The organism is Streptomyces sp. NPDC003077 (genome assembly GCF_040611095.1).
In the GTDB taxonomy this organism is placed as follows: domain Bacteria; phylum Actinomycetota; class Actinomycetes; order Streptomycetales; family Streptomycetaceae; genus Streptomyces.
Map to the genome: position 1 here is coordinate 1 of NZ_JBEXNM010000088.1, position 23,604 is coordinate 23,604.

Consider the following 23,604-nt stretch of genomic DNA (forward strand, 5'->3'; position numbering starts at 1 on the left):
CCGGCACGAAGGCGGACGACCGGTGCCGCGACCGGTGACGCTCGCCGGTCGCGGCACAGGCCACCGCCGAAGGGGCCGACGCCCGGGCCACCGCCGAAGCGGCCCGCGGATTCAGGAAGGATCCGGCGTGATCGCCAGGACGTGCGTCCCCCAGGCGTCCAGGTCCACGAAGAGTCCCGGACCCGACAGCTCGTCACCGGTCCGCCGGTACCGGGCGCCGCTCAGCACGTCGGTCAACTGGTACTCCTCCGGGCCCGGTTCCGGCCACGGCAGCCGGACGCGGCCCTGGGCCGGGTGGGCCGAGAGGTTGACCGCCGTCAGGAAGTGCCCGGCGGGGCCTTCCCAGGACGAGGCCAGCACGTTGCGGGCCGAGTCGTTGTCCGGCCAGCCCGCGCACTCCAGGAGCCGCCACCGCCCGGTCCGCATGCCGCTCCGGTGCACGCCGGACAGCAACCGCTGGTGGAACGAGCGGAGTTCGGTGTCCTGCGGCTCGTCCGGACGCCGGTCCAGGAAGACGGGCAGATGGGTACGGCGTCCGGTGAACTGGCCCTCGTGCCACAGCGTCGCCCCGGGCAGCGTGGCAATCAGGACCGCCGCCGCGCGCTCCTTGGCCGGGTGAAGCGTCTCCGCGGCCCGCGGCTCGTCGTGGTTCTCCAGGAACCGTACGAGCTTGCGCTGGTAGGCCTCGTCCGCCGTCAGGTGCTGCCGCACCGACTCGGGCCCCTCGTGCAGGATCCGGTCGTAGAGGCGCTTGTCGTAGCAGAAGTCGAAGCCCTGCTGCTGGAGCTCCCATTCGAGGTCCCAGTACGCCTCGGCGACGAAGACCATGCCGGGGTGGCGTTCCCGTACGGCGCCGATGACCGTGGGCCAGAAGTCCTCGGACGGCGGGGTTCCGGCGCGCTGCCCCCAGGTCCGGGCGAAGATGTCGTTCATCAGCAGCATCGCCATGTCGCAGCGCACCCCGTCGCAGGCCTGCCCGATGCCGGTCAGCACCTCCGCGGTCGCCCGGCGCAGGGCGGGCGCGAAGGCGTTCAGCTGCACCACGTCCGGCCAGGGCGGGAAGAAGGGGTCGCGACCGCGGGCGAGGACGGCGGTACCGGTGTCGAGGTAGCCGGCCGGGTCGCTTCGCGCGTCGGCGGCGGTGCCGCGCACGAAGTACTCGGGGTGCCCGGACACCCAGGGGCTGTCCGGGGCGACGTGGTTGGGGACGTAGTCGAGCAGCAGCCCGACGCCCCGGCTGTCGAGTTCGGCCCGTGCGGCGGCCAGCCCCTCGGCGCCGCCGAGCGTCGCGTCGACCTCGTAGCGCCGGATGCAGTACGGCGATCCGGCGATCTCCTCCTCCCGGATGCCGGGTACGGCCCGGTCGAACGCGGCACGCAGCGACCGGTCCGCGAGGGCGATCCCGCGGCCTCGCGGGCTGCGCTCCCACACCCCCATGAACCAGACGGCGTCGGTGCCGTGCGGGGTGATCTCGTCCCACGCGTCCTTGGGCACGTCGCCGAGCCCCGTCGGGTGTCCGGTGCGCCGCTGGATCTCGCGCAGCCACACACGGGTGTTGACCTCGTGCACGACGGGCTGCGCGGGCAACTCGGTCATGGCCTCTCCTTCCGGCCCGGCTCCGCCAGGAAGTCGCCGGGCGTGAGTGTGCCGAAGATCCTCATCAGGGCGGCGACCAGTCCGGTCCAGCCGGTCTGGTGGGCCGCGCCGATCCCGGCGCCGTTGTCGCCGTGGAAGTACTCGTGGAAGAGGAGCAGGTCGCGCCAGTGCGGGTCGTCGCGGAACTTCTCCTGCCCGCCGTAGATGGGGCGCCGCCCGTCCTCGTCGCGCAGGAAGAGGCGCACGAGCCGGGCGGAGATCTCCTCGGCGACCTGGTACAGGGTCATCCGGTTCCCCGAGCCGGTCGGGCACTCGACGGTGAGCCCGTCGCCGTAGAAGCCGTACAGGTTGAGCAGCCCGCGGATGACCAGGGTGTTCATCGGGAACCACACCGGGCCGCGCCAGTTGGAGTTGCCGCCGAACATTCCGGTGTCGGATTCGGCGGGCAGGTAGGACACCCGGTACTCGTCCCCGTTGACCCAGAAGGTGTACGGGTGCTCGGCGTGGTGGCGGGAGAGGGACCTGATGCCGTACGGGCTCAGGAACTCGTCCTCGGACAGGAGGTGGCCGAGCACCCGCAGCAGCTTCTTCTCGTCCATGACGGACAGCAGCCGTGCCCCGCCGGTCTCGCCGGACCGCGCCGTCGCCAGCGTGACGGACAGCGAGGGGTGGCGGTCCGCGAACCGGCTCAGGCGCTCGCCCAGGCCCGGTATCCGCTCCAGTTGCCGCGGGCGGAAGACGGTCGAGGCGCACAGCGGCAGCAGGCCCACCATCGAGCGGACCTTGAGCCGCACGGCCTGGCCGTCGGGCAGGCGCAGCACGTCGTAGTAGAACCCGTCCTCCTCGTCCCACAGCCCGTCCCCCAGGTCGCCGACGCGGTCCATGGAGCCGGCGATCCACAGGTAGTGCTCGGCGAACTTCAGCACCAGTTCCTCGTAGGAGGGGTGGTGCTCGACGAGTTCCAGCGCGATCTGCAGCATGGACTGGCAGTACAGGGCCATCCAGGCCGTGCCGTCGGCCTGTTCGAGCCGGCCTCCGGTGGGCAGCGGCGCGCTGCGGTCGAAGACGCCGATGTTGTCCAGGCCCAGGAAGCCGCCCTGGAAGAGGTTGCGGCCCTCGGGGTCCTTGCGGTTGACCCACCAGGTGAAGTTGGTCAGGAGCTTGTGGAAGGCGCGCTCCAGGAACGCGAGGTCGGCCTGCCCCGTGCGTTGCTTGTCGATCAGGTGGACGAAGTACGTGGCCCAGGCGTGCACCGGCGGGTTGACGTCGCTGAAGTTCCACTCGTACGCCGGGACCTGCCCGTTGGGGTGCAGGTAGGTGTCCTGGAGCAGCAGTTCGAGCTGCTGCTTGGCGAACGGGCCGTCCACGACCGACAGGGCCACGGTGTGGAAGGCCAGGTCCCACGCGGCGAACCAGGGGTACTCCCACTTGTCGGGCATGGAGATGACGTCGTCGCCGACTATGTGGAACCACTCGCGGTTGCGGACGCCCGGCCGCGGCATGCTCCAGGGGTCCAGACCGTGCTCGGCCAGCCAGGTCTCCAGGTCGAAGCCGTAGTACTGCTTCGACCACAGCATCCCGGCCAGCGACTGTCGCAGCACCCGGGCCTCGTCCTCGCCCGCCCCGCGCGGGGTCAGCTCGCGGTAGAAGGCGTCGGCCTCGGCGATCCGCTCCTGGAACACGGCGTCGAAGTCCTGGCCCAGGGACAGCGGCGAACCGGTGGGAGCGAGCCGCAGCCGCAGGACCTCCTCGCCGCCGGCGGGGACGGTCAGGACGTAGTGCGCCGCCGCCTTCGTGCCCTCCCCGGACGGGTTGACGGCCTCCTTCTCCCCGTCGATCACCGCGCGGCCGATGCCGTCCTTGACGTACGGCGTGCGGTTGGGCGTGCCGAACAGCCGCTCGGTGTTGGTCTCGTTCTCGGTGAACAGCAGCGGGACCTCGTCGGCGCAGCGCAGGTCGTAGCCGCCCAGCCCGGGGTGGGCGGCCCGGACGGTCGCCGTCCCGGACGGCCCCTCGGCCGCGGCCAGCCTCGGCTTGGCGGCACCCTCCTGCCAGGACCAGGTGTTGCGGAACCACAGGGTGGGCAGCACGTGCGCGGTCGCCTCGTCGGGGCCGCGGTTGGCGACGGTGATCCGGATCAGGACGTCGTCGTCCGCGGCCTTGGCGTATTCGGCGGTGACGTCGAAGTACCGGTCGTCGTCGAAGACGCCGGTGTCCAGCAGCTCGTACTCGAACTCCTGACGGCTGCGGGCCTGGTTGACGGCCACGAGGTCGTAGTAGGGGAACTCGGCCTGCGGGTACTTGTACAGGTACCGCAGGTAGGAGTGGCTGGGCGTGCTGTCGAGGTAGAAGTAGTACTCCTTCACGTCCTCGCCGTGGTTGCCCTCGCCGTTGGTCAGGCCGAAGGCACGTTCCTTGAGGATGGGATCGCGCCCGTTCCACAGCGCGAGGGCGAAGCAGAGGCGCTGCTTGTCGTCGCAGATGCCGCCGAGCCCGTCCTCGCCCCACCGGTAGGCCCGGGAGCGGGCGTGATCGTGCGGGAAGTACGACCAGGCGTCGCCGCCCGCGCTGTAGTCCTCGCGGACCGTGCCCCACTGGCGCTCGCTCAGGTAGGGCCCCCACAGCCGCCGCCGGTCGTCGTCGGCCGGGCCGGTCCGTTCCGCGTCCGTCCGTGTGTTCATGCCTGCCTCCCTGCGGGCTCACCTTGCGTCAGGCTGTGCGTCCGGGCCCGGAGCCGCCTCACCTGGCCCGGGTGAGGCGCCGTCGCGCAGCGCCAGCGTGACCGCGGCCTCGTACACCGCCAGGACGGCGGCGACCACCAAGAGGCTCGCCCACGACGACAGCGCCAGTGCCACGAGGACCGCGACGATCACGCCGGCGACCCGGAGTACGTCGGCGTGCCGGCGTATCCACGCCCGCAGGCCCTTCCCCGAGCCGACCCGCCGCGCGGCGCGGGCGACGAGCCGTCCCGTGGCCCGGCCGCCTCGTGCGGTGTGGCGGCGCAGGCCGCGGGGCAGTCGGCCGGGCCCCACCAGGTACGCCACCAGGGCGATGCCGATGCCGATCCACAGCAACTGGCCCCCGCGTTCGCGCAGCGTCGCGAACACCGTCGTCAGCGCGGACTCCACTCCGTCCCGGTAGACCCCGGGCGCCACCTGGGCCAGGAGCTGACCCCGCACGGCCCGCAGCACGGCGTAGAGCGCGGCGACGGAGAGCACCAGCCACAGGCCCAGCTGGAGCAGGGAGCGCCGGCGGTTCGGCGAGACCCACAGGGCGAGGCCGAGCAGCACCGGTACGGCGATCACCAAGCCCACCAGCGCGCGCTTGAACACCAGCACCGCGTCCTGCAACTGCGCCAGTTTGTGCCGGTTGTAGAGCGTGATCTGCGCGAAGTCGTCGGGCAGCGACACGCCGAGCGCCTTCTCGATCCGGTCGTGCAGACCGGCCGGGATCTCGCCGGACGAGAGGGTGGGCAGGTCCAGCCGCTTGCCGAACAGGGTGGGGAGCCGGTCCTCCAGGGCGTTGAGGAGGTTGTTCACCAAGGGGAGCATGTTCAGGGTGACCGTGTCGCCCCGCACCCGCACCCCCTCGCCGCGCCGCTCCAGCACCGCGGTGATCCGGGTGTGCGCGAGGCGGTTGACGGAGGCCCACAGGCTTTGGAACCGCTCCGAGTCGAGCAGCTTGGCGATCGAGTCGTGCACGAAGTTCTTCACGGTCTTGGTGACCGGCTCGGCGACGAAGGACGCCCGCGGCGGCAGGGCGTCGGACAGCCGCCGCTCGACGTCCAGCCGGTCGAAGATGTCGTTCGCGAGATAGGTGGAGACGGCCGCGTTCACGGCCGGGTCCTCGGGCAGCCGACCCACCGTGGCGACCCAGCGGTCCGAGTCCAGCGCGGTCCGCGCGCCCCACACGCCGACGACCGAGGTCACCGTGAGGACGGCCACCAGCGCGATCACCACGGCGGCGACGATGCGGCGGACGGTCAGCAACCGGGTCTGCCGCCGTTCCCGCATGTCGGCACGGGCCCGCAGTTCCCGCACCTCCGTCCGCAGGCGTGCCAGTTCACTGCCGTCGGTGGAGCCGGTGGTGGGTGAGCCGTCGGGAGCCGGGCCGGTGGCTGCCGGGCCGCCGGTGGCCGTCCCACCGGTGGCCGTGCCCTTGGCCGCCGGGCCGCCGTCCGTGGAGCTGCCGCCAACCGTGCCCTCGGCCGTCGTGCCGCCGTCCGTGGAGCCGCCGGTGACCGTTTTGCCGGCCGCCGTGGAGCCGCCGGTCGCTGTGCCGTCGGGAGCCGTGCCGCCGACCGCCCTGCCGTCGTCCGCTGTTCCCTCGTGCGCCATGGCGTCGCACCTCCACCGCCCACCGTCGCCAAGGCCCGCCACCCGGCCCTCACCTGTGGTGGGTGACGCGGCGGGCGGCCGGTCCCGGCTGGATGGAGGCGGCCCCGCAGGACGGGGCACGGAGGGAGTCATCCATGACCAGGATCGGACCGGTACAGCTGCTGACGGTCGCGTTCGGTCCCGACGCGAAGTTCGAGGGCCGGATCATCGACGAGCTGGGAAACCTGGAGGCGAACGGCCAGGTCCGCGTTCTCGACATGCTCTTCGTGCGCAAGGAGCCGGGCGGGCAGCTGTTCACCCTCGACTACCAGGCGGAGAGCATGGGCCAGACCGTCGCCGCGCTGCTTGGCATCTCCGAGGAGCGGCTGCGGGCGGAGGAGCCGGCCGCCTTCGCGCCGGACGCCGGCGGCGCCTTCGGGCTGTCCCTCGACGAGGTCAGGGAGATGGCCGAGGAGATGGAACCGGGCGGCGCGACCGCCTTCATCCTGCTCGAACACGTCTGGGCGACCCACCTGAAGAACGCGATCCGCGACGCGGGCGGGGTGCCCGTCGCGGAGGGGTTCCTCACCCAGGAGGCGCTCGAACCCGTGGCCGGGGAACTCTCGGCCGCGGCGGACCGGCTGGGCGAGCCGGCCGGTCCCTCATCCACGCACGGCCGGGGGACCGGCCGTTCCGCCAGGAGGCCCTGATGGCAGATCTCGTCGTACTCGGATTCGCGGACAGGGACAAGGCCGACGCGGTGCTGAGGGTCGCCCAGGACCTGTCCCGCCAGGAACTGCTCGATCTGGAGGACGCGGCACTGGCCTGGCGGACCATGGACGGCAAGATCCACGTCCGCCAGTCCTACAACCCCACGGCGACCGGCGCGACCGGCGGCGCCCTGTGGGGCACGCTGTTCGGGATGCTGTTCCTGATGCCGGTGTTCGGCGCGGCGGTGGGCGCGGCCACCGGCGCGATCGCCGGCAAGCTCACCGACGTCGGCATCAACGACGCCTTCGTCAAGGAGATCGCGGGCACCCTCGAACCGGGCCGCGCCGCGGTGTTCGCCCTGGTCCGCCACTCCACCCCGGACCGGGTGCGGGACGCGGTGCGCCCCTTCCACCCCAGCGTGATCCGCACCTCGCTGACGAAGGACCGTGAGGAGGAACTGATCGAGGCCCTCCAGGAGAAGTGATCGCCTTCCCGGGGGGAGCCTCATCCAAGTGGAGCCCACCCGGGAAGAGCCCCATCCGGGGGAGCCTTGTTTGGCAGGAGCCCCCACCCGGGTGAGGCCCCCACCCGGGAGGAACTTCACCCGGCCGGAACTTCACCCGGGTGAAACCGAGCCCGCCGCGTGGCCCGCGTCACCGCGCCCGTCCCACACTCGTCTGAGCCGCACACCCCCGCTCCGAGAGCGAGGTGCCGCCCATGGACACAGGCGCGAGGGAGCGGCGCGACGGGCTCTCGCCCCTGCCCGGAAGCACGGTGCCCGCACTGCCGAGGTGGCTCGTCCCCAGGCCCCGGCTGACGGACCGGCTCGCCCAAGGCACCCTGGGGCCACTGACCGTGGTCGTCGGCCCGGTCGGCGCGGGGAAGTCGGCCCTGGCCGTGGAGTGGGCGCACACCGGCCGGGCCCCGGGCCCGGTGGCCTGGGTGACCTGCGACGGCCGCGACGAGCAGCCCTGCGCCTTCTGGCCGAGGGTGGCCGGCGCGCTGGGCGCGGCCGGTGTGGACGTGCCGCCGTTCGACGCGGCGTCCGGTGGCCCGCTGCTCGTGACCGGCCTGAGTGCCGCGCTGACCGCCCGGCGGAGCCCGGTCGTCCTGGTCCTGGACGACTTCCAGACCGAGCCCGGCTCGCCGACCGCCGACGCGGTGATCGGTCTGCTGCGGCACGCGGCCCCCGTGCTGCGCCTGGTGGTGCTCGCGCGCCGGGACCCGCCGCTGCACCTGCACCGCTTCCGGCTCTCCGGCGAACTCGCCGAACTGCGCACCGGCGACCTCGCCTTCGACGACCGGGAGACGGCCGCGCTGCTCGCCCAGCACGGCATCGACGTGTCGAAACAGGTGGTGAGCGCCCTCAGGAAGCGCGCGGACGGGTGGGCCGCGGGGCTGCGCCTCGCGGCCATGTCCATGGAGAAGCAGCCCTGTCCGGAGAAGTTCGTGGCGCAGTTCGCCGGTGACGACGAAGCGGTCGTCAGCTACCTGATGGAGGAGGTCCTCGACGCGCAGCCGCCGGGGATGCGACGGCTGCTGCTGACCACGAGCGTCCTGAAGCACATGAACGCCGAACTGGCCACCGAACTCGCGGGCGAGGAGGCCGGAGGCCATTTCCCCGCGCTCGTGCGGGAGAACTCCTTCCTCCAGCCCGAGGGACACGGCTGGTACCGCTGTCACCGCATGTTCGCCGACGTGCTGCGGACGTGCCTGCGCCACGAGGCGCCGGGGCTGGTCCCCCAGCTGCACCACCGGGCCGCCGCCTGGCTGGGCGAGCACGGGCTGCTCGCCGACGCCGTACGGCACTGGCTCGCGGCCGGCGACCGCCGGCGCGCCGGCCGGCTGATCGTCCACCGGCTGGCGGTCGGCCAGATCCTCGGCCTGACCGGGACCTGCCTGCCGGGCGACCTGATCCGGGAGCTGTCCCGGGCTCCGGAGACGGACGAGCCCGAGTCCGAACCCGAGCCCGTGCTCGTCGCCGCCGCCGCGGCCCTGGCCCGCGGCGACGACGCGGCCTGCGCCCTCGCCTCGGACCGGGCCGGGCGGCTCGTCGCGGCGCTGCCGGCGGAGCAGGAGGACCGTGTCACCCGCTGCCGCCTGACCCACGCCGTGATCCGCGTGGCCCGGCAGCGGTCCCGGGAACCGGAGGCCGCCCGGTCCGCGGCGGCCGAGGCGGAGCTCCTTGGCTCACGGCTGCCCCGGGCGGCGCTGACGGCGCACCCGGAGATCCCGGCACTCACCCTGGCGGCCCGCGGCCACGGCGAACTGCGGGACGGCGGCCTCCAGGCCGCCGGGGCCTCCCTCACCGCGGGGCTCAAGGCCGCGAGCGCCGCGGGAAACGGCGTGCTGCGCCGCGACTGCCTCGTCGAACTGGCCCTGCTGGAGGTGGTGCGCGGGAACTTCCGCGCCGCCGGCGAACTCGCCGCCCAAGCCGTCCGGCCACCCCTGCCGCCGTGGACCGCGGCGGACGGCTCGCGGTCCTCGCTGCACGCCGTCCGTGCCTGGACCGGCCTCGCCCGCGGGGAGCTCGCGCAGACCCGCCGCGAGCTGGCGCACGCCCGTACCGCACTGCGCGTCCTGCCCGATCCGCTCGTCGCGGAGCTCTGCTTCCTGGCGGGGGAACTCGTCAAGGCGGCGGAGCGGAACGGGCCGCCGGCCGGCCGGATCGGTGACGTCGTGGCCGGCTGCCGGCTGCCCGCGGGGCTGCTCCGGGCGCTGGAGCCGGTGTGCGCCGCCGTGCTCGACGGCTCCGGCGGCCCGCGCACCCGCGCCCTGGCACGCCCCGAGCCGCCCCTAGCGCCCCCGGCCCCGGTCGAGCGGCTCAGCGCGCGGGAACGCGAGGTGCTCGCCTGCCTCGCGCAGATGATGACGACCGAGGAGATCGCCGCGGACCTGTACCTGTCGGTCAACACGGTCAAGACGCACCTGAAGAGCGTCTACCGCAAGCTCGCCGTGACCCGGCGGTCGGCCGCCGTCCGCCGGGCCCGCGAGCTGGAGCTGCTCGCCGACGAGGGCGAGCGCCGGCGGCCTACGGGATGAGCCCCCGCTCCCGGGCCCGGCACAGCGCCTCGGCGCGGGAGTGGGCACCGAGTTTGCGGTACACCGCGCGGGCATGGCTCTTGACGGTGTTGTGCGACACGAAGAGGTCGTCGGCGATCCACCGCAGCGGAACCTCCCTCCGCAGCGCCCGGAGCACGGCCAGTTCGCGCCGCGTCAACGGCTCGGCCGCCCGCGGCGGCGGTGCGGCACGGCTGTGCCGGGGCACGGGCCTCGGGACGGCGGCCGGGGGCGGCACGGCACGGCTCGGCCGGGGCGCGGGGGCCGCCCGGTGCGGTACGGCGCGGCTTGCCGGAGGGGCGGGCGCGGACGCCAGCACGGCCGCCGCCTCGTCCACCAGCGCGTCCGCGATCCGCGCGTCACCCACGCCTTCCGCGATGTCCACGAGGACATCGGCGATCCACACCAGACAGGTCGTCACGGCCGTCTCCGCCGTCCGGGTGTCGCCGCCCAGTTCCCGTAGCCGTCCGCACAGGTCGCCCACCCGGCCGGCGTTCCCCGGCCCGGCCCGGACCCGGCCTCGTCGCGCGGTGCGGAGTGCGGCGGGCATGTCCTCACCTCCCGGCGGCAGGCGGTACCCGCTCAGCGTCGCGCGGGACGGGCCGGCACCGGAAGGTGCCTCACAGCCCTTCGGGGCAAGGATTCCGTCCGCCGGGGCCGCCCGGTCCGGGCAGCCGGCGGACCTCCAGCAGCTCCAGCCCCAGCGCCTGGATGCGGTCGAGGACGCCGTACAGCGCGGCCTGGTCGAGACCGGCGCCGTACAGGACCGTCTCGGCCGGGCGCAGCCGGACCGTCAGCTCGGCGAAAGCCGACGTGAGGGCAGCGCCGATCCTGCCCCGGACCCGGATCTCGAAATCGCCGCCGGAGGACGGCGTTCCCGCTCGCTCGGGCCCCGCACCCACCTGTGCGCCCATGGCGTCACCTCCGCTGCGGGCGGCCTGGCATCCCGGCCCATTCTCGCCGGACGGCGCGGCGTGGCCTCACCTTGAGGGGGTGACGGCGCACCGGTATCCGCCGGGTCTCATCCTCCGCGGGTGAACCGGGCGCGCGGCCGGGTGGGGGATGCTCCGGCCCACCGAGGAGGAGGTGCAGGCATGGCCGAGCAGGTTTCGGCAGGACAGAGCCAGGAGGGCGCGGCGGCACCCGAGCCGCGCATTCGCCCGGTCACGCTCGGCGGGGTCGTGTTCGCCGTGTGCATCATGGGCGTCATCGGGGCCTACCACGTGATCGCGGGACTCGCCGCGATCATCGACCACAACTTCTACCGCTCGCAGGAGAACTACCCGTACGACTTCAGCATCAACGGATGGGGGTGGCTCCAGATGCTCTCCGGCGTCGTCATCGTCGCGGCGGCGTTCCAGCTCTTCAACGGCCGCACCTGGGCGCGCGCCGTGGGCATCGGGGTCGCGGTGGCCAGTGCGCTGGAGAACTTCTTCTTCACCCCGTACTACCCGGTGTGGTCGGCGATCATCATCGCGCTCGACGTCCTGGTGATCTGGTCCCTGGCCACCTACGGCCACCGGGAGGCCCACAAGGCCTACAACGCGCCGCTGTAGGCCGTCAGGCCGTCGGTCGGTCATGTCGTCGGTCGGTCCGGTCGTCAGGCCGTCCGCCGGTCCGGTCGTCCGCCGGTCGGGCCCCACCGCCGGTACGACCGGTACGCGGCGCGCGGGCGGCACGCCCGTACAGCCCCAGCCGGACGACCATCCGCCAGTCCAGCGGCGGCCGGGCCGGGCGCACACCCGGCCGCTGCCGGGGCACGAGCACCCGCAGGGCCAGCGGCCGTATCTCGCAGCGCACCGGCACCCGCAGCGACAGCGCCTCGCCGTCCACGCCGACCGGTATCCGCTCCCGGTCGGCCTCGACGACGACGTGCCCGGCCGTCACCCGCGTCAGCCCGGCGGCCCGCCGCCCCCGCACCAGTCCCGCGGCGTGCGCGGCGCTGCCGACCTTCACCCCGACGCAGCCGAGCAGGCCGCCGTCCAGGCGCGCCCGGCGCCCCAGCCCCGCGATGTCGCCCGTGCCGTAGGGGTTGTTGCTCACCAGCAGGGCCTGCGGCCCGGAGAGGGTGTGGTCCCCGGCACGGGCGGTGAGCCGCCCGCCCTGGTGGCCCATGAGCAGGTCGGGCAGCAGCTCCAGGGTGGTGCGGGTCTTGCCGTCGCGGTACGCGGGGCTCTGCACGACCTCGGCGTAGGCGCCGAACGACACGTTGTTGACGAAGGGCCGGCCGGCGGCCCGGCCGAGGTCGACGCGGAGTTCCACGCCGTCGCGCAGCGCGTCCAGGGCCTTCGACGGGTCCTCGCGGTCCAGCCCGAGGTCCAGGGCGAAGTGGTTGCGGGTACCGGCCGGGATCACCAGGAACGGGAGACCGAGCGCGGCGGACACGTCGGCGACCAGGGCCTGTGTGCCGTCCCCGCCCGCGACGCCGAGCAGGTCGGCACCCCCGGCCGCGGCCTTGCGGGCCAGCTCGGCCACGTCGGTCTCGCCCGGCCCTTCCAGGAGCAGCACCTCGGCACCCAGCGCCTCGGCCTTCTCGCGCAGCGCGAACCGGCCCACCTTGCCGCCGCCCGAGCGCGGATTCATGATCAGGACGGGGTGGCGGATCTCCGGCGCCGGACGCTCGGGCATCGCGGCCGGCTCGTCCCGCCGTACGAGAGCGGCCCGGCCCGCCCCGGCGGCCACCAGCCAGAGCCCCGCCGACACGGCGGCGACCCAGGCCAGATGGGCGCTGGTGTACGCCACGAGCACCCACGCCGGGGCGGCCAGCGCCAGGAGGAGGGCGAGCACCCGCACGACGCCCCGCCGGCTCAGGGCCCACCAGACCGCGGCGGCGGTGACCGCCACCCCGGCGAGCCCGACTCCCACCAGGCCGAGGGTCCGTATCCCGGCGAACACGGCCAGGACCACAACCGCCGCGGTGGCCGCCGCGAGAGACGCGCGCGCCAGCCATCGCTGCCTCCGCGAGATCGGTTCCATGCCGTCACCGTGCACCGGCCCGCCCGGACGGGCATCACCCGGCGGAGGCGACCCCGGACCGGGCGGGGACACCGGCACCGAGCGGATCCACCGAGGCGCCCCTCACACCGGCGGGGTGACGGCGCGCCCCGCGGCCGGGCCGAAAGTCGTACCGCGAGAGCGGCGAGAAGGGAGCCCGCCATGTCCGACGCGCAGCACACCCACCTCACCCCCCAGGAACGGGCGGCCCTCGGCAGGGCCGCCCGCACCCGCGTACCGCGTTCCCGCCACGCGGACTTCGACGTCGCGCGGGAAGGGCGGACCGACCCCATCGACGTGATCGAGCGGCAGTCGGCGAGCAGGATTCCGGAGATCGTGCCGATCCGATACGGGCGGATGCTCGAATCGCCGTTCCGCTTCTTCCGCGGGGCCGCCGCCATCATGGCGGGCGACCTGGCCGCCACGCCGTCCACCGGACTGCGGGCCCAGCTGTGCGGGGACGCGCACCTGCTGAACTTCCGGCTGCTCGCCTCCCCCGAGCGGCACCTGATGTTCGACGTCAACGACTTCGACGAGACGCTGCCGGGGCCCTGGGAATGGGACGTGAAGCGGCTGTCGGCCAGCCTGGTCATCGCCGGCCGCGCCAACGGCTTCGGCGAACCGGAACGGGCCCACGTGGTCCAGGAGACGGTCCGTTCCTACCGTGAGGCGATGGACGGCTTCGCCGGGATGCGCAACCTCGACGTGTGGTACGCGCGGATCGACGCGGACGAGGTGTACGGCACGCTGAGCGGGAAGCTGGGCAAGGAGGGCCGGCGGCGGGTGTCCGGAACGCTCACCAAGGCCCGTACCCGCGACCACCTCCAGGCACTGGACCGCCTTGCCCACAGCGCCGGGGGCGAGCTGCGGATCGCCCCCGACCCGCCCCTCGTCGTGCCGCTCGGCGACCTGCTGCCGGACGCCGAACGCGAGCGCCTGGAAGAACGGCTGCGGGAGCTGGTCGACCGCTACGCGCGAACCCTCCAGGCCGACCGGCGGGCGCTCCTCGCGCAGTACCGGGTGGTCGACATGGCCCGCAAAGTGGTCGGCGTCGGCAGCGCGGGAACCCGCTGCTGGATCCTCCTGCTGCTCGGCCGGGACGACGCGGACCCCCTCTTCCTCCAGGCCAAGGAGGCGCAGGAGTCGGTGCTCGCGCCGTACGCGGGCCCCAGCGGCTACGCGAACCAGGGCGAACGGGTCGTCACCGGGCAGCGGCTGATGCAGGCGGCCGGCGACATGTTCCTGGGCTGGGAACGGGTCGAGGGGCTGGACGGCCGACGGCGCGACTTCTACCTGCGCCAGCTGCGGGACTGGAAGGCCATTCCCCAGGCGGACACCATGACGCCCGGCATCATGCGCCTGTTCGGCCGGCTGTGCGGCGCGACCCTGGCCCGCGCCCACGCCCGGTCCGGCGACCGCATCGCCATCGCCGCCTATCTGGGGCGCTCGGACGCCTTCGACCGCGCGCTGGCCCGGTTCGCGGAGAGCTACGCCGACCAGAACGAGCGCGACCACCAGGCGCTGGCCGACGCGGTGCGCGAGGGCCGGGTGACGGCGAAGTCAGCGTGAGACCGCATCCGGAAGGCGCAACCGGCGCCGGACGGGCCCGGTGTGCGCGAGCACCTGCCCGACGGCGATGCCGACCACGACGGTCGCGAAGAAGAGGATCAGCCAGGACAGCAGCGTGAAGACCGAGCCGAGCGGCCCGTACCGCTCGACGCTCCGCGACAGCGCGCGCGGCATCCACAGCCGGGACAGCAACGAGAACACCACTGCCCCCACCCCGGTCAGCACCGCCCCCGGCAGCAGCGGCCTCCAGGGCACCCGCCCGGCGAGCAGCAGATGCTGCGTCCACCACCACATCAGCACCGCGCCGACCAGCTGAAGCGGCACTCCCAGCGCGGGGCCCGCGCCGAAGGCGCGCCGCAGCACTTCCTGGGACAGCAGCGCGGCGACCCACACCACGAGCCACAGCGCCCAGCGCCAGGCCACGATCCGCACCCCCGAATGCGGCAGGTGCCAGGAACGTTCACACAGCCGCTGCAGAACCCGCGAGAACGCCGTGGCGGACAGCAGCGCGACCAGCACCCCGACCGCCCCCCAGCTGTCCAGCACCACGTCCCGCTCCCCGCGGATCGCGCTCACCTGCTCCACGACGGGACCGCTCGCCCCGAACAGGGCGCGAAGGGACTTGAGCAGCTCCTGCCGGACGGCGTACGGGCAGAAGGACGACACGGCGATGAGCATCGGCAACGCGGCCAGGAACGCCTGCGCCGCCAACCGTGTCGCCAGATCCAGCACGTTGACGTCCACCAGCTGCCGGACGATACGGCCGGCCAGCGGCCGGCCGAGACCGGTGATCGCCATGGTGCAGCCCCCTCACGGCAGGGAAACCGGCCCGGCCAGCCTCACAGCCACGCCCCCATCGCGTGTCGCCCGCCGCGGGGGAGGGACGGCGGCGAAACCGTGACGGGGCCGCGTCCGACGGTGGACACCGCGCCCCTCACGGCACGCCGGGAGCCGTGGTGCCGCCCGGCAGGCTCCCTTGGAGGGAGCGGCAAAGGGCTCGGTGAACCCCGACAAAGGCGGTGCGGAAAATGTCGGGTGACCGGGACCGGCCCCGCCGCACGATGGGCGCATGGACGACACGACTTTGATATCCCGCTTCCTGCGCGACGGCTTCGTGAAGCTGGAGGGCGCGGTGGCGCCGCGCGTGGCAGCGGACTGCGCGCGGCTGCTGTGGCGGGAGACGGGCTGCGACCCGGACGACCCCACGACGTGGACGCGGCCCGTGCACTGGGTGCCGGGCATGGCGCAAGGCCCGTTCGCCGCCGCGCCCAACTCCCCGGCCCTGCACCACGCGTACGACCTGCTCGTCGGCGCGGGGCGCTGGGAACCGCGCTACTCCCTGGGCACGTTCCCGCTGCGCTTCCCGCACCAGGAGGAGCCGGACGACGCGGGCTGGCACATCGAGGGCAGCTACCTGCCGGAGGGCGAGAGCTGGTACTTCACCAATCTGCGTTCCCGGGACCGGGCGCTGCTGATGCTGTTCCTGTTCAGCGAGGTCGGTGAGGAGGACGCCCCGACCCGGATCCGCGTCGGCTCCCACCTCGACGTGCCGAAGGTGCTGGAGAAGTACGGCGAGGACGGGGCGAGCGGTCTGACCCTCGCGCCCGAACTGGTCGCGGCGTCCGACCACCGGCCACTCGCCCTCGCCACCGGGTCCCCTGGCGACGTCTTCCTGTGCCACCCGTTCCTGGTGCACGCGGCGCAGCCGCACCACGGGACACGACCGCGCTTCCTGGCCCAGCCCCCGCTGCTGCCGGCCGCACCGTACGAACTGGAGCGGGCCGACGGCGCGTACTCACCCGTGGAGATCGCGATCCGCCGAGGCCTGGGACGGGACGTGCCGGGCCCGGACGGGGGCGGCGCCGGATAGGGGGATTCGCCAGGCCCGGAAGGGGCGGGGGAGCCGGTGCCCGGCCGGAAGCACGTCCCGCGACCGGCCAGCCGACCTCTTCTGTGGCGGCGCCCGGCCCCGCGCTGCTCCCGGGCCGCCACCAGGCAGGACGCCGTCACCGCCGAGTTGGAAACCGGCAGGTGGCCCAACGCGGCCGGGCCGCCGCACCCCCGTGGCGGCGGCCCGGGCCCGGCTCAGCTCAGCCGGGTCGCGGCGTACGCCTCGATGGCGGCCCGCTGGTAGGCGGCCAGGCCCGGCGCGACCGCCTCGTACACCGCGCGCCAGTGCTCGTTCTCCACGCAGCACCGCCCGATCGCGCGGTACTCCTCGGCGGTGGCCGCCCGGCTCCGGGCCAGCGTCCGGTACTGGGCGTCGATCTCGATCTGCACCGCGTCGGCGTCCGCGGGCACTCCGGCGGCCAGCAGCTCGGCCAGCCGGACCATCTGCGCCGTGCGCTCGCGCTCCTCGGCCTCGATGCCGGCCCCGCTCAACGCCGAGGAGTGCCGCTCGACGGCCCCGACCAGCTCCGGGAAGCCGTGCAGGACCTGCATGCACTGGGCGGGCCGGACGCCCTCGAACAGGTTCTCCGGCCGGCTGATGGTGATCATGTCGGTGCCGTCCTTCCTGGACTGCTCCAGTTCGGTGATCGTGCGGGCGACGGTGCCGGCCAGGGCGTCCAGCCGGTCGCGCTCGGCGAGCAGCCGACGGTGATGGCCCCGCAGGGCCTCCAGCTCGTCGACCCGCGCGGCCAGGACCCGGCCGATCTCCGGCAGTCCCAGGCCCAGCGCCCGCAGCACGAGGATCTGCTGCAACCGCAGCAGTTGGCGCTCCTCGTAGTAGCGGTGGCCGTTGGCCCCGATGCGGGCCGGCGGCAGCAGGCCGATCTCGTCGTAGTGCCGCAGCGTCCGGGCCGTCACCCCCGACATCCGGGCCACCTCCGCGATCGGCCAGGCCATCGCCGCCTCCCTCCCACGCGCTCCACCGGGCCGGAATCTCCGGCCCTGCCCAGGACGGTAGAGGCTTCCGCTACGACAACTTCAAGCCCGGCTCCCAACGTCTTACGCGCCGATCGGCGGCCGAACGGACGGCGATCACGACCGGCCCGCCGGCAAACCCGGCGCTGCCGAAACCCGTGAACATGCGCGTCCGGCCCCGACGGTCCGGTGCCTCCCGAACCAGTGACGAAAGTGCCGACTGTTCTTGCGAACAGAGCCAGTTGAGACTCCTCGAACTCGGTGACGCCAGGTTTTTCGTGCCCAGAGACCAGAAGAGGGGGCAACGCGGGCGTTGTTCGGAGTGCACGTGCTCGGTGGGTTCAGGCGCAGGGGGAACTGGCCACGGCTTTTGAGCTGGGGGCGGCGACCACGCCTCCGGCCGTGGCGATCACCGGCGGCACGGCGGCCAAAGACCGGAGAATTCCCGTGGCAGGTCGAGGTGAGAACCGAACGGGGGGAAGGCGGCGGCCTTTGCCGGGGCGCGGTCATCAACAGGGACCACCGTCGTTACAGTCGTTACTGCCGCGACCTACTGCCTGTGGACGCACGTGGCCGTGTGACCACGCCGTGGAACGTCTACGGCGGATTCGATGGCCACTCCCGCCAACGGCAACGCTTCCCGCCCCGTGACAAAATTCCGTATCCACCCGGAATACAACGCTACCCGGAATACAACGCCGACAGCCACGCGAACGACATCGCCACGCCGACCGTCCTTGACCTGGCCGAGTTCGTCACCTTTTTCGGGACCAGGCCAGGCGCCGTCAATGCCCCACGTTCGAAGCCGGTTGCAGACGCCTTTCCCATTGCCGCGCTTTCTGAGCAAATAGCCTTATCGCATCCCGGTTCGGAACGTGAACGCGATGATGGCGAGATCACCTGTCGGTGATCTCGCCATCGGCCGCCACGCTTTGGTGCTCGGCGCTGGAGCAATGGCTCGATCTGAGCCCGGTGCGCATCAGCCAAGGGCAAACTCAGATCAACGACCAGGCGACCGGAAAGAAGCCCCGCTTCAGGTGGCGATATCAGCCGCGAGCCGGTCGGCGGCGGTGCGGGGCGCGCGGCCCAGGAGTTCGGTCAGCAGAGGGTCGGCTTCGGCGAAGTGGCCCGCGCGGGCGGCCTGGTACCAGGTGAGCATGAGTCGGGCCACCTGCTCGGGCACACCGTTCGTAATCTGGTCGGCGACCCACTGCTCGTCGTCCAGGACGACGCGCTTGATGGTGTGACCGGTGAGGTCGGAGGCGATCTTGGCGAAATCGTCGAAGGTGACGGCGGTCGGCGCGGTGAGGGTGACGGGGCCGTCGAAGGAGCGGTCACCGGCGAGGACGGCCGCGGTGGCCTCGGCTATGTCGGCGCGGTCGGTGTATGGCACGGGGCCGTCTGCCGGCTGGGCGATCACGCCGGTCCGCTGCCACGGGCCGAGAACCTGATCGAGCGGGCCGTAGGCGCCGTTGCGCAGTGCGGTCCAGGCGACTCCGGAGTCGCCGAGGATCGCCTCGGTGGCGAGGTGGATGTCCGACGGCCGGTACGGGTTGCCGGGGGCGGCGCCGTGCTGGCTCGTGTAGAGGATCCGCCGGGCGCCGGCCGCGACCGCGGCTTCGATGGCGTTGCGGTGCAGGGCGACCATGTCGGCGGCCGGGTCGTTGCCGGACACCAGGAGGACCTGCTCGGCACCGGCGAAGGAGTCACGCAGCGTGGCCGGGTCCTCGTAGGACCCCTGCCGCACGCGCACGCCGCGGTCGGCGAGGTGCCGCGCCTTGGCGGTGTCGCGGACGCTGACGCCGATCCGGTCGGCGGGCACGCGCCTGAGGAGGTGCTCGACGGTGGCGCCGCCCAGCCCGCCGGTGGCGCCGGTGACAACGATCATGTTCTCGGCCTTCCTGAGCCTGAGCGCCCACGGCGCCCGTCTTGACGGTGACGGTGGGCGGAATCGTAAGTTGACCATGCTGGTCAGTTTCTCTTGCGTCTCCGACCGTAGGTAAACTGACCTGGCGAGTCAAGTTGCGACGGCGGGTGACAGGAAGAGACGGTGAGGGCCCCATGACCGGTGCGACGCCTTCGGGATCCCGGCTGCGTGCCGACGCCCGGCGCAATTCCGAGCAGATCCGCTCCGCCGCGATCGGCGCCTTCCAGGGACAGGGCCTGACGGTTCCGCTGGAGGAGGTCGCCAAGGCGGCGGGGGTGAGCAAGGCCACGATCTTCAACCGGTTCGGCGGGCGGATCGGCCTCATCGAAGCCGTCATCGAAGAGGTCGTGGCGAGTGAGCTGTTCGCCGTCGTCGACCACACCCGGGCCATCGAGGACGTCGGCGAGCGGATCACGTACTACCTCACCGCGATCCGCGACCTCCAGTACCGCCAGCCCGCCTTCAACGACGTCCTGTTGCAGACGTATCCGGATTCGCGGCAGCTCATGGAGATCTGCCGGGTCGGGAGCGAGGCCAACGAGGAGTTCATCGCGGCGGCGCGGGCCTCCGGCGCGCTGCGGCCGGAGTTCACGGCGGGCGACCTCCACGCCCTCGTCGTCGACAACGCCCTCGCCCTCAAGCACGGCAAGCGGCCTCCCCGGGACGACTACGACCGCCGCACGCTGTACCTCCTGGACGGAATCCGAGGGCGCTCCTCCGCTTCCGGCGGACGATGACAGGGCCCTCGCCCTGGTGGCGCGCGTCGTGCCGCGGGCTCGTCTCGCTCCGGTGCGGACGTCAGGACCTCGGAAAGAGGGTGGGCCTCCGGCCGTTCCCCGATTCTCGTGGCGAGGAGTTCGCGCTGGTCGAGGAGAGCTTGGAGCGAGCCGGCGAGGCCGGGGACGATCAGGGCGGTGGCGTCCGTGCCGAGATCATTTTCGGGGTCTCCTGAACCGGGTGACGGGTGACGGGTAGCGATCCACCGGCTTCGCCGCCCGTTGGGTAACGGGGGACAGCGTGGGCGGCCATCCCTGCGCGCTCGGCGGCATGCGCGGATTTCGCGTGGATGAGGCGGCGTGGAGGAGGCCGCCGGGTGCGGGGCTCCTGTGTCAGTCGTGTTCTCGGGTGGTGCCGGGCCGGGGTGTGCCGGCGTCGGTCAGGGTCCACATGGCCAGGAGGTCGAGTGCCTGTCTGGACGGGGAGCCGGGTTCCGCGGTGTAGACGAAGAGGGTGGTGTCGGGATCTCCCGGCGGGATCAGCGTCTCGTACTCCACGGTCAGCTCGCCCACCAGGGGGTGGTGGAGGCGTTTGGAGCCGTGGGTGCGCTGGTGGACCCGATGCTGCTCCCACCAGTGATCGAATTCGGCGCTCTTTCCGCGCAGCTCTGCGACGAGATCGTTCGTGACCTGATCGTCCGGGTCCCGTCCCACCTCCAGACGCAGGCTTTCCACCGCGGCCCGTGCCTGGTCCTCCCAGTCGACGAACAAGGACCGGGATTCCTCGCCGAGGAACATCCAGCGCGCGTAGTTGCGGTGCCGGACGGGCAACTGCTCGAAGTCCGTGAACAGGGCCTTGGCCAGACGATTGGCCCCCAGGACGTCGCCGCGGCGGCCGAGAACCAGCACCGGTTCGCCGTTGAGCGCGTCGATGAACTGGTGGAGACCGGGGCGGAGTCTCTGGACGCTTCGGCTGTGACGCCGTGACGGCGCGGCCGTCACTCCGATGAGGGTGTGGAGGTAGGTGCGCCCCGCCTCGTCGAGGCCCAGGGCGCGGCAGAGCGCGTCCACGACACCGGGTGAAGGGGAGATCGGGCGTCCTTGCTCAAGCCGGGCGTAGTAGTCGGTCGAGACGCCGGCCAGGCGAGCGACCTCTTCGCGGCGCAGGCCCGGAACGCGCCGTGTACGGCTGTCCGGCGGAAGACCGGCCTGCTCGGGATCCACTTGACTGCGTGCCTTCCGCAGAAAGTTTCCCAGCTCGCGGTTGTTGTTGCCCATGCGAAGCAGTATCGCGAATGCGGGTGATTCCCGCGTGGCCCTGTCAGTCCTAGTCTGCCGGGTCCGCTGCCGCGCAGGGCCTGCTATGAGCGTCCGCGAGGGCCGGCGGCGGGCGATGCTGAATTCAGGATTCAGGTCCGCCGGGCGAGTGACAGGGAAACGCACTTCCTTCCCCCGCCGCCATCGCGTCGTGCCCAGCCGACGGTTTGCCCGGAGCAAACCGTCGCTCGCTCCGAACGTCCCTTACACGGAAAAGGAACCCATCCATGAGTAAAGGCAAAGTCCTCATCGTCATGTCGGCTGCGGACGTCTGGGAGCGCACCGACGGATCGAAGTACCCGACGGGTTACTGGGCGGAGGAACTGGCCGCTCCGCACGAGAAGTTCGTGGAGGCCGGTTACACGGTCGACTTCGCTTCTCCGGGCGGAGTGCTGCAGCCGCTGGACGAGCACAGCGCCGACCCGGCGGTCGCGGGGGAGGAGTGCGGTCACCACGTGGCACACGCCCGGAAGGCGCTGCGGGAGTTCGGTCCGCCGCTGAAGCTCGACGAGATCGATATCGACGACTACGTCGCGGTGGTGCTGCCGGGTGGCCACGGCCCGGTCGTCGACCTCTTCCAGGACGCCGACCTGGGCCGTCTGCTGGCGAAGGCGGACCAGGACGGAAAGCCCATCGGCGCGGTCTGCCACGGCCCGGCGGCGCTGCTGAGCGCCACGGACGAGGACGGCGACTGGCTCTTCGCCGGCCGCAGGATGACGGCGTTCACCGATGAGGAGGAGCGGATGTTCGGCACGGCCGAGGGCGCTCCGTGGCTGCTCGCCTCCCGCCTGCGGGAGCTGGGCGCGGTCCACGTCGAAGGGGCGGCCTACCAGCAGCACAACATCGTCGACGGCAACCTCTTCACCGGCCAGAACCCCGCCTCCAGCGCCAGGCTGGCCGAGGACATGATCGCCGCGCTGCGCTGACACACCACCTTGCGCACGGTGGGCGGGTTCTCTCCCTCCCGCACGAGAGCCCGCCCTTCGTGCGCCACCGCTGAACCAGTCATGCGAAGCACCCCGGAAAGGAGCGTTCCATGAAGACCATCACGCCGGTCGATGTCATCGGCCGTGTGGAGAGGGTGTTCGGCAACAGGTGTGGTTACGTTTGCCTGCACGTATCCGGGGCTCCGGCACACGTGTCGGTGAACGGTGCTGTGGGCAACCTCCAGGGCGGCCAGCCGGCACGGAAGGTTTCGCTGCCGGTCCTGCGCTGACTTCCACCCGCCGAAGGCAAGGAAACCGCAGGTCACAGCTCTGATCGAATGAGTTGTCGCCGCTCGACGTTCGTCCCGGTGAGATTCGCGGCGACGATTCGTTCGCTTCAGGCCGGCGGTCGGCGGTCGGTGGGGACGGAAGCGTGTCGCCACATCGTAGGAACGCACAGGTGGGGTGTGTGTGACGGGACGCCACAGTTTCGGGGGCGGGTGCGGGTGCGCGCAGTCACCATGGAGTGGTGACGGGGGACTCTGCGACTGCCTCGGCGAGGCCGTGGTGGCGGCTGCCCGAGTTGCCCTGCCGAGGCATGACGCGGAGGTCGGATACCGCGACAACCGTCGCCCTGTCCGCGCGGACGGCTGCCCTTGTGCCCCCGGTGACGGTCCCTTGTTCAGTCTTCCGAGTCCGGCACGACGGTGTACATGACGGAACGCTGTTTCTTGTGACGTTGGACGCGTCCCTTGGCGACCAGCGACTCCAGGGTGTTCCGCACCACCTGTGGTGTCGGGGTGCGGTCCGGGTGCTTCTCCAGGAGTTCGTCCCGCAGTTCCTTCGCCGGGCTCGGGCCGTCGTGCTTGCCGAGCAGGTCCAGCAGCAGGTCACCGAGCAGAGGGCGGCGCGACTTCCCCTTCGTGCCGGTCTTCGCCCTGTCGTCCGCCGGAGCGGTCCTGGTCGAACCCCGCGAGGTGGCGTCGGCGGGCGCTCGCGTCGCCTTCGCGCCGACGGACCCGTTCTGCGACTGCTCGGGCAGCCGGGCCTGGTCCGCGAAGCCCTCATAGCGCTGGGCCAGGCTCAGGACATCCGTCAGAAGGGCTTCTTCCTGCTGCAACACCGCGATCTGTGCCGCAAGTTCCTGCTGTTGGCGGCGGTTCACCACCAGGTCCGACGCGGCTTGTTCCACCAGCCGTGATCGGAGGGTCGCGGCTGACTGGTTGGTCACGATGTTTCGCTCCTTCGGTATGAATGTTGCCGCGCATGGTACCGATGTAGGGAGCTTATGCGGGCAGGTGCCCAGACCGGGCGGGACAGCGGGCATGTTTCACCCCTCGCGGCAAGCGTTGCTCGCCGAGTCCCGCGGAGGCGCGCATACGTCTGGCATCGCACACATGTCTGGAACGGCCCGGACCACCCGCGCCACCTTGTCCGCCCGACGGCTCGGACACGGGGCCACCCGGCCGGGACATGCCCCAGGTGGGCGTCGAAGGGAAGCTGACGGAACACGCGAAGACCGTGTTCCGTCGTCAGGGCCGCAACGGCGCGAGCGTGCGGGACATCACCGGCGCCGCCGGGATGGCGAAGGGCTCCGCGGCCCGCAC

At 72.5% G+C, this 23,604-nt stretch carries 21 protein-coding genes and 1 pseudogene; 10 read left to right on the forward strand and 12 right to left on the reverse strand.

What is annotated here, in order from left to right:
• Positions 1-111: 111 nt before the first annotated feature.
• From ABZX96_RS34425 to ABZX96_RS34435, 3 genes are read right to left on the reverse strand one after another with little or no spacing between them, the layout of a single operon-like run.
• Positions 112-1,596, reverse strand: a complete 1,485-nt coding sequence (locus ABZX96_RS34425) for an alpha-amylase (RefSeq protein WP_355552289.1) — start codon at positions 1,594-1,596, stop codon at positions 112-114.
• Positions 1,593-4,277: a glucosidase gene (locus tag ABZX96_RS34430; RefSeq protein ID WP_355552291.1), complete on the reverse strand. Its 2,685-nt coding sequence runs from the start codon at positions 4,275-4,277 to the stop codon at positions 1,593-1,595. Before ABZX96_RS34430 ends, ABZX96_RS34425 begins: the two co-directional genes overlap by 4 nt.
• 18 nt (positions 4,278-4,295) lie before the next feature.
• On the reverse strand, positions 4,296-5,933 hold the full coding sequence (locus ABZX96_RS34435; protein WP_355552294.1) for a hypothetical protein: 1,638 nt from the start codon (positions 5,931-5,933) through the stop codon (positions 4,296-4,298).
• 134 nt (positions 5,934-6,067) lie between these two features.
• On the opposite strand from ABZX96_RS34435, the gene ABZX96_RS34440 reads away from it, so the two are divergent.
• The 3 genes from ABZX96_RS34440 to ABZX96_RS34450 all read left to right on the forward strand — a co-directional run bounded on the left by ABZX96_RS34440 (position 6,068) and on the right by ABZX96_RS34450 (position 9,665).
• On the forward strand, positions 6,068-6,622 hold the full coding sequence (locus ABZX96_RS34440; RefSeq protein ID WP_355552297.1) for a DUF1269 domain-containing protein: 555 nt from the start codon (positions 6,068-6,070) through the stop codon (positions 6,620-6,622).
• Positions 6,622-7,107 (forward strand): DUF1269 domain-containing protein, encoded by a 486-nt coding sequence (locus ABZX96_RS34445; RefSeq protein ID WP_355552300.1) that lies wholly within the window; start codon positions 6,622-6,624, stop codon positions 7,105-7,107. The genes ABZX96_RS34440 and ABZX96_RS34445 overlap by 1 nt, the downstream gene beginning before the upstream one ends.
• Before the next feature lie 233 nt (positions 7,108-7,340).
• Positions 7,341-9,665 (forward strand): LuxR C-terminal-related transcriptional regulator, encoded by a 2,325-nt coding sequence (locus ABZX96_RS34450; RefSeq protein WP_355552303.1) that lies wholly within the window; start codon positions 7,341-7,343, stop codon positions 9,663-9,665.
• Here the strand turns inward: ABZX96_RS34450 and ABZX96_RS34455 are convergent.
• Complete coding sequence (locus tag ABZX96_RS34455; protein WP_355552306.1) at positions 9,655-10,233, reverse strand: LuxR C-terminal-related transcriptional regulator; 579 nt, start codon at positions 10,231-10,233, stop codon at positions 9,655-9,657. The genes ABZX96_RS34450 and ABZX96_RS34455 overlap by 11 nt on opposite strands.
• Positions 10,234-10,303: 70 nt before the next feature.
• The gene (locus ABZX96_RS34460) at positions 10,304-10,597 is read right to left on the reverse strand and encodes a hypothetical protein (RefSeq protein ID WP_355552309.1); all 294 of its coding nucleotides are present in this window, start codon (positions 10,595-10,597) and stop codon (positions 10,304-10,306) included.
• A 180-nt stretch (positions 10,598-10,777) separates the two neighbouring features.
• Between ABZX96_RS34460 and ABZX96_RS34465 the strand changes: the two genes are divergently transcribed.
• The gene (locus ABZX96_RS34465) at positions 10,778-11,239 is read left to right on the forward strand and encodes a hypothetical protein (protein WP_355552312.1); all 462 of its coding nucleotides are present in this window, start codon (positions 10,778-10,780) and stop codon (positions 11,237-11,239) included.
• A gap of 4 nt (positions 11,240-11,243) precedes the next feature.
• Here the strand turns inward: ABZX96_RS34465 and ABZX96_RS34470 are convergent, their stop codons facing one another.
• Positions 11,244-12,659 carry a diacylglycerol kinase family protein gene (locus ABZX96_RS34470; RefSeq protein ID WP_355552315.1) on the reverse strand — a complete coding sequence of 472 codons (1,416 nt, stop codon included), beginning with the start codon at positions 12,657-12,659 and terminating at the stop codon, positions 11,244-11,246.
• A 180-nt stretch (positions 12,660-12,839) separates the two neighbouring features.
• On the opposite strand from ABZX96_RS34470, the gene ABZX96_RS34475 reads away from it, so the two are divergent.
• Entirely contained in the window at positions 12,840-14,246 is a 1,407-nt protein-coding gene (locus tag ABZX96_RS34475; RefSeq protein WP_355552318.1) for a DUF2252 domain-containing protein, read from the forward strand.
• On the opposite strand, the gene ABZX96_RS34480 is transcribed toward ABZX96_RS34475, so the two are convergent.
• The gene (locus ABZX96_RS34480) at positions 14,238-15,044 is read right to left on the reverse strand and encodes a YhjD/YihY/BrkB family envelope integrity protein (RefSeq protein WP_355552321.1); all 807 of its coding nucleotides are present in this window, start codon (positions 15,042-15,044) and stop codon (positions 14,238-14,240) included. The genes ABZX96_RS34475 and ABZX96_RS34480 overlap by 9 nt on opposite strands.
• Positions 15,045-15,315: 271 nt before the next feature.
• Here ABZX96_RS34480 and ABZX96_RS34485 point away from each other — a divergent pair, with 271 nt between their 5' ends.
• A complete protein-coding gene (locus tag ABZX96_RS34485) occupies positions 15,316-16,116 on the forward strand; it encodes a phytanoyl-CoA dioxygenase family protein (RefSeq protein WP_355552324.1) in 801 nt (266 codons plus the stop codon).
• A gap of 215 nt (positions 16,117-16,331) precedes the next feature.
• Here ABZX96_RS34485 and ABZX96_RS34490 read toward each other — a convergent pair whose 3' ends face one another.
• A complete protein-coding gene (locus ABZX96_RS34490) occupies positions 16,332-17,093 on the reverse strand; it encodes a MerR family transcriptional regulator (protein WP_355552327.1) in 762 nt (253 codons plus the stop codon).
• A 595-nt stretch (positions 17,094-17,688) separates the two neighbouring features.
• On the opposite strand from ABZX96_RS34490, the gene ABZX96_RS34495 reads away from it, so the two are divergent.
• Positions 17,689-18,021, forward strand: coding sequence for a hypothetical protein (locus ABZX96_RS34495; protein WP_355552330.1), 333 nt, complete (start codon positions 17,689-17,691; stop codon positions 18,019-18,021).
• A gap of 123 nt (positions 18,022-18,144) precedes the next feature.
• On the opposite strand, the gene ABZX96_RS34500 is transcribed toward ABZX96_RS34495, so the two are convergent.
• Entirely contained in the window at positions 18,145-18,999 is an 855-nt protein-coding gene (locus ABZX96_RS34500) for an NAD(P)H-binding protein (RefSeq protein ID WP_355552332.1), read from the reverse strand.
• Between the two features lie 173 nt (positions 19,000-19,172).
• Between ABZX96_RS34500 and ABZX96_RS34505 the strand changes: the two genes are divergently transcribed.
• On the forward strand, positions 19,173-19,775 hold the full coding sequence (locus tag ABZX96_RS34505) for a TetR/AcrR family transcriptional regulator (RefSeq protein ID WP_355552335.1): 603 nt from the start codon (positions 19,173-19,175) through the stop codon (positions 19,773-19,775).
• Between the two features lie 50 nt (positions 19,776-19,825).
• Here ABZX96_RS34505 and ABZX96_RS34510 read toward each other — a convergent pair.
• Both ABZX96_RS34510 and ABZX96_RS34515 read right to left on the reverse strand, forming a co-directional pair.
• Positions 19,826-19,948, reverse strand: a pseudogene (locus tag ABZX96_RS34510) (IS110 family transposase); the annotation flags it as partial.
• A gap of 199 nt (positions 19,949-20,147) precedes the next feature.
• A complete protein-coding gene (locus tag ABZX96_RS34515) occupies positions 20,148-21,032 on the reverse strand; it encodes a helix-turn-helix transcriptional regulator (RefSeq protein ID WP_355552338.1) in 885 nt (294 codons plus the stop codon).
• A 266-nt stretch (positions 21,033-21,298) separates the two neighbouring features.
• On the opposite strand from ABZX96_RS34515, the gene ABZX96_RS34520 reads away from it, so the two are divergent.
• Both ABZX96_RS34520 and ABZX96_RS34525 read left to right on the forward strand, forming a co-directional pair.
• Positions 21,299-21,997 carry a type 1 glutamine amidotransferase domain-containing protein gene (locus ABZX96_RS34520; protein ID WP_355552341.1) on the forward strand — a complete coding sequence of 233 codons (699 nt, stop codon included), beginning with the start codon at positions 21,299-21,301 and terminating at the stop codon, positions 21,995-21,997.
• Between the two features lie 110 nt (positions 21,998-22,107).
• The gene (locus ABZX96_RS34525) at positions 22,108-22,287 is read left to right on the forward strand and encodes a hypothetical protein (protein WP_355552344.1); all 180 of its coding nucleotides are present in this window, start codon (positions 22,108-22,110) and stop codon (positions 22,285-22,287) included.
• Between the two features lie 392 nt (positions 22,288-22,679).
• Here ABZX96_RS34525 and ABZX96_RS34530 read toward each other — a convergent pair whose 3' ends face one another.
• Positions 22,680-23,228, reverse strand: coding sequence for a hypothetical protein (locus tag ABZX96_RS34530; RefSeq protein WP_355552347.1), 549 nt, complete (start codon positions 23,226-23,228; stop codon positions 22,680-22,682).
• Positions 23,229-23,604 lie beyond the last annotated feature (376 nt).

Bases quoted from the DNA above. Each gene is read 5' to 3' on its own strand.
- ABZX96_RS34515 (WP_355552338.1), bottom strand. From the start codon at position 21,032: ATGGGCAACAACAACCGCGAGCTGGGAAACTTTCTGCGGAAGGCACGC.
- ABZX96_RS34520 (WP_355552341.1), top strand. From the start codon at position 21,299: ATGAGTAAAGGCAAAGTCCTCATCGTCATGTCGGCTGCGGACGTCTGG.
- ABZX96_RS34430 (WP_355552291.1), bottom strand. From the start codon at position 4,277: ATGAACACACGGACGGACGCGGAACGGACCGGCCCGGCCGACGACGAC.
- ABZX96_RS34435 (WP_355552294.1), bottom strand. From the start codon at position 5,933: ATGGCGCACGAGGGAACAGCGGACGACGGCAGGGCGGTCGGCGGCACG.
- ABZX96_RS34505 (WP_355552335.1), top strand. From the start codon at position 19,173: ATGACCGGTGCGACGCCTTCGGGATCCCGGCTGCGTGCCGACGCCCGG.
- ABZX96_RS34465 (WP_355552312.1), top strand. From the start codon at position 10,778: ATGGCCGAGCAGGTTTCGGCAGGACAGAGCCAGGAGGGCGCGGCGGCA.
- ABZX96_RS34470 (WP_355552315.1), bottom strand. From the start codon at position 12,659: ATGGAACCGATCTCGCGGAGGCAGCGATGGCTGGCGCGCGCGTCTCTC.
- ABZX96_RS34440 (WP_355552297.1), top strand. From the start codon at position 6,068: ATGACCAGGATCGGACCGGTACAGCTGCTGACGGTCGCGTTCGGTCCC.
- ABZX96_RS34445 (WP_355552300.1), top strand. From the start codon at position 6,622: ATGGCAGATCTCGTCGTACTCGGATTCGCGGACAGGGACAAGGCCGAC.
- ABZX96_RS34500 (WP_355552332.1), bottom strand. From the start codon at position 18,999: ATGATCGTTGTCACCGGCGCCACCGGCGGGCTGGGCGGCGCCACCGTC.
- ABZX96_RS34460 (WP_355552309.1), bottom strand. From the start codon at position 10,597: ATGGGCGCACAGGTGGGTGCGGGGCCCGAGCGAGCGGGAACGCCGTCC.
- ABZX96_RS34450 (WP_355552303.1), top strand. From the start codon at position 7,341: ATGGACACAGGCGCGAGGGAGCGGCGCGACGGGCTCTCGCCCCTGCCC.
- ABZX96_RS34455 (WP_355552306.1), bottom strand. From the start codon at position 10,233: ATGCCCGCCGCACTCCGCACCGCGCGACGAGGCCGGGTCCGGGCCGGG.
- ABZX96_RS34480 (WP_355552321.1), bottom strand. From the start codon at position 15,044: ATGGCGATCACCGGTCTCGGCCGGCCGCTGGCCGGCCGTATCGTCCGG.
- ABZX96_RS34525 (WP_355552344.1), top strand. From the start codon at position 22,108: ATGAAGACCATCACGCCGGTCGATGTCATCGGCCGTGTGGAGAGGGTG.
- ABZX96_RS34425 (WP_355552289.1), bottom strand. From the start codon at position 1,596: ATGACCGAGTTGCCCGCGCAGCCCGTCGTGCACGAGGTCAACACCCGT.
- ABZX96_RS34485 (WP_355552324.1), top strand. From the start codon at position 15,316: ATGGACGACACGACTTTGATATCCCGCTTCCTGCGCGACGGCTTCGTG.
- ABZX96_RS34475 (WP_355552318.1), top strand. From the start codon at position 12,840: ATGTCCGACGCGCAGCACACCCACCTCACCCCCCAGGAACGGGCGGCC.
- ABZX96_RS34490 (WP_355552327.1), bottom strand. From the start codon at position 17,093: ATGGCCTGGCCGATCGCGGAGGTGGCCCGGATGTCGGGGGTGACGGCC.